The organism is Maribacter spongiae, assembly GCF_047345125.1.
Taxonomy (GTDB): domain Bacteria; phylum Bacteroidota; class Bacteroidia; order Flavobacteriales; family Flavobacteriaceae; genus Maribacter.
Window position 1 is genome coordinate 1 of the sequence record NZ_JBLFEQ010000018.1, and the last position, 3,500, is coordinate 3,500.

The 3,500-nt window shown below is 44.2% G+C and carries 3 protein-coding genes; all 3 read right to left on the reverse strand.

Annotated features, from left to right (window positions below):
• A partial coding sequence (locus tag ACKWB9_RS15360; RefSeq protein ID WP_462031860.1) for a collagen-like domain-containing protein occupies positions 1-1,009 on the reverse strand: 1,009 nt, incomplete at its 3' end.
• Positions 1,010-1,258: 249 nt separating this feature from the next.
• Positions 1,259-2,422: a gliding motility-associated C-terminal domain-containing protein gene (locus ACKWB9_RS15365; RefSeq protein ID WP_414003898.1), complete on the reverse strand. Its 1,164-nt coding sequence runs from the start codon at positions 2,420-2,422 to the stop codon at positions 1,259-1,261.
• Positions 2,422-3,500 (reverse strand): hypothetical protein (locus ACKWB9_RS15370; RefSeq protein WP_414003899.1); only part of this gene is annotated, 1,079 nt, incomplete at its 5' end. The genes ACKWB9_RS15365 and ACKWB9_RS15370, both read right to left, overlap by 1 nt.

The window sequence follows — 3,500 nt, forward strand, 5'->3', positions numbered from 1 at the left end:
GCCCCTGTGCTCCGGGGTCTCCCTTTTCTCCTTTCTGTCCGGGTTCCCCTTGTGGTCCTTCTTTACCTTGCGGCCCCTCGTTGCCCTGTGGCCCCTGTGTTCCGGGGTCTCCCTTTTCTCCTTTCTGTCCGGGTTCCCCTTGTGGTCCTTCTTTACCTTGCGGTCCCTCGTTGCCCTGTGGCCCCTGTGCTCCGGGGTCTCCCTTTTCGCCTTTCTGTCCCGGTTCCCCCTTCTGTCCGGGTATTCCCTGCGGTCCTTCTTTACCTTGCGGCCCCTCGTTGCCCTGTGGCCCCTGTGTTCCGGGGTCCCCCTTTTCTCCCTTCTGTCCGGGTTCCCCCTTCTGTCCGGGTTCCCCTTGTGGTCCTTCTTTACCTTGCGGTCCCTCGTTGCCCTGTGGCCCCTGTGCTCCGGGGTCTCCCTTTTCTCCTTTCTGTCCCGGTTCCCCCTTCTGTCCGGGTTCCCCTTGTGGTCCTTCTTTACCTTGCGGTCCCTCGTTGCCCTGTGGCCCCTGTGCTCCGGGGTCTCCCTTTTCGCCTTTCTGTCCAGGTATTCCCTTCTGTCCGGGTTCCCCTTGTGGTCCTTCTTTACCTTGCGGTCCCTGTGTTCCGGAATCACCCTTTTCACCCTGTATCCCCTGCGGTCCGGTTAAATCGGAAGAGGTAAATGAAGTACCATCTGAATAGTTAATGGTAAACGTACCATCATTATTGTCCTTAAATGAAAAAGTACCGCCATTCTGCGAAGTAGTACAGAGATTATTCCACAGTGTTCCATTAAAATAATGAATGCAGCCTGTATCCGTATTATACACCAAGGCTCCGTTTAATGGAACGATGGCTTGCATTTGGGCGGTGGTAACCCGTGTAAGCACAAATGCCTTATCCGTACTCTCCAACTCCACAATGGAAGCTGGGTTTATAACATTTGGGTTTTGACCTATTTTTACTTGACCGCTTGCATAATGGACAGCGACCAAAAATAGTAGCAGTGTAATTCTTTTTAAATTCATATTCCGAGCGATTTGGAGTCACTTTTAAGCACATAAAACTACCTTGAAAATAGTCGTGTGTTGGAATTTTGTTGTGTAAGTAAGGGAAATTGTTGTGAATGGGAGCTTAAGTTAAGAATACCGAAAATTCTTGCATTTTATCGAGAAAAAAATGATAAAATCATTGGTGTTTTATGGAAAATTCGTGCTGATTAAAGGAAGGAATACTAAAATAATACAGCGTTAAAAAACAAAATAAGAAGCCTATTTTTATTTGGCCAAATACAAAAATCCTTGATAATTTAAATCGAGATCGGCCGCATAAATAATATAAAAATAAACCCCCACGGGTAAACCGTCCTCACGGGTGATCACAAAATTATCTACATTGGAAATACCTGTAAATTCATCGGTATAATTGGATTTTTCAAAAACTTTGAGCCCATATCGGTCATAAATTTGGACTAAGTTATTGGGCGATTCCAACAGTTCCGGAATGAAAAAGGAATCGTTGATACCATCTCCATTTGGAGATACAAAATAATTTTCCAAACTCAATAAGCCCGTATCCAGGGGTTCAAGCGGTATTTTGGATACACCAAGCGTTATAATTTCATAATTGTCCGGTATAATAGCTTCGGAAGTCACAAAACCCTGTTCCAGGGTTCCTAAGTTGGCACCTGCCCCTAAATTGACCCATTGGTTCTCGGTCTTGCTCCATCCTACCGGGACTATTCTGGTGGCATCATCCGTAAGTGCTGCCATATCACTTCTTTCATTCCAGTTAAGACTTATGGTAGCGGGGACGTTTCCTTCTAAACGCCAAAATTCCAAACCGCTCACAAATTCCAGATCACGGTCCAATTGATCCGTATTAAAACTTTCCGGAATGGAAACCGGACTGTTGGGATTTTCAAGGAAATAAGCACATTGTGCAAACAGATTGATGTTTTGGGAGTTTATGATCAATGGCCGTAATTGTTCCGAATCCCCGATCGGGAAAATAAAGTTCTGTTGATTGGTAAGTGCCGTATGACCGTTTATTTTGGTGAAATCCCCTTCCCCTGTATAAAATCCATTTTCCAGAAAGTTATAATAAATATGGGATAGGTTGCGAGCGGTGATTATATCACCCAGTATAAAATTGGTATTGTTGGCGTTACCCATACCCAGTTCCAATACAAGTCCATTATCCACGGCAATTTCGGTATCAAAAAATAAGGGGACAACGGTTCCGGAAACGACCAATTGTTGCGGACCATAAAATCCTGTCAACCCTTTGTTTTCATCAAAAGGGGATTCATTGATAAAATGGGTATGGAAACCTAAATTTCCATTTTCATGAATACGGATGTTGCCCTTATTGTATAGGGCGGTTTGGGCGGTAAGGCCCACTGTTGAAAGGATAAAAAGTATGTAGATGTATTTTTTCATTACTTTTTAATCTTTTCAACCAACATTTTTTTGATTTCTTCCATTTGTGCCTGAAGCGATTCCATTTGTTGGGACAAGGATTCATTTTTGGATTTCAACGCCTTTATTTTCTTTTCCTGTTCAATGGTATGTAAAAAGAGTTCCTCTATTTTTTCAAGGTTGATTTCTGTAGATCTATTAACTAGGATACCACCTTGTTCTTTAACCTGATTTGCTGAAGGTACGTCTGGCAAATGCTTATTCTTTCTTATAAATTTCTCTATTTCCCTCAGACTAAGCATTTGATAATCTGGGTTGAGTTCACTTTTACCATTAAAATAAAGCTGAAATACATAATCGGGAGTAATAGTTCCAGATGCAAGAATATTGCCATTGACATGTAATCTTTCAGTAGGATTTATTCCAATTCCGACATTTTGAGAGGCATCTATTCTTATCGCTTCAACGCCTCCCGTAGAAAAGCCTAACTGATCAGCAGCGATTCTATACATACCCATATCGGTATCACCGTTCGTATAAAACCCATATCCCGGATTACCTGCACTTCCTTCGGTTGAGGCAAAACCATTTCTGGCTCTTATTTGACCATCAACATCTAATTTATCCTGAGGTGCACCAGGTAGATTTCCTATTCCTATATTTCCACTTCCCGAGAAATTTAATTCATTACCAGCTAGATTAACCGTCCTGTCAGCATTTAAGGTTAAATCTGAATTGGATAGGTTCATATCTCCTATATTAGAGGCAATTTGTGTATCGACATAGGTCTTTACGGCCTGTTCTGTGGGGAAATCGGTATCTGAGTTATCGGCGAGTGTACCGTCGGTGGACTTGTTGGCGGTGTCCTCCTTGCCCGCCAGTGCGGTGGTGTTTGCGGCCGTGGCCGTGGCGTTGGCCGTTGTGGCGTTGACCAATGGGGTATCGTCGTAGCGTGCCCCGCCGTCGGTTCCCGCCGTGATGGAGTTCGGCGTGTCCGCACTGACTATGGTAGGTGCCGTTACGCCCGAGATCTGGTTGTCGACATAGGTCTTTACGGCCTGTTCTGTGGGGAAATCGGTATCTGAGTTATCGGCCAGTG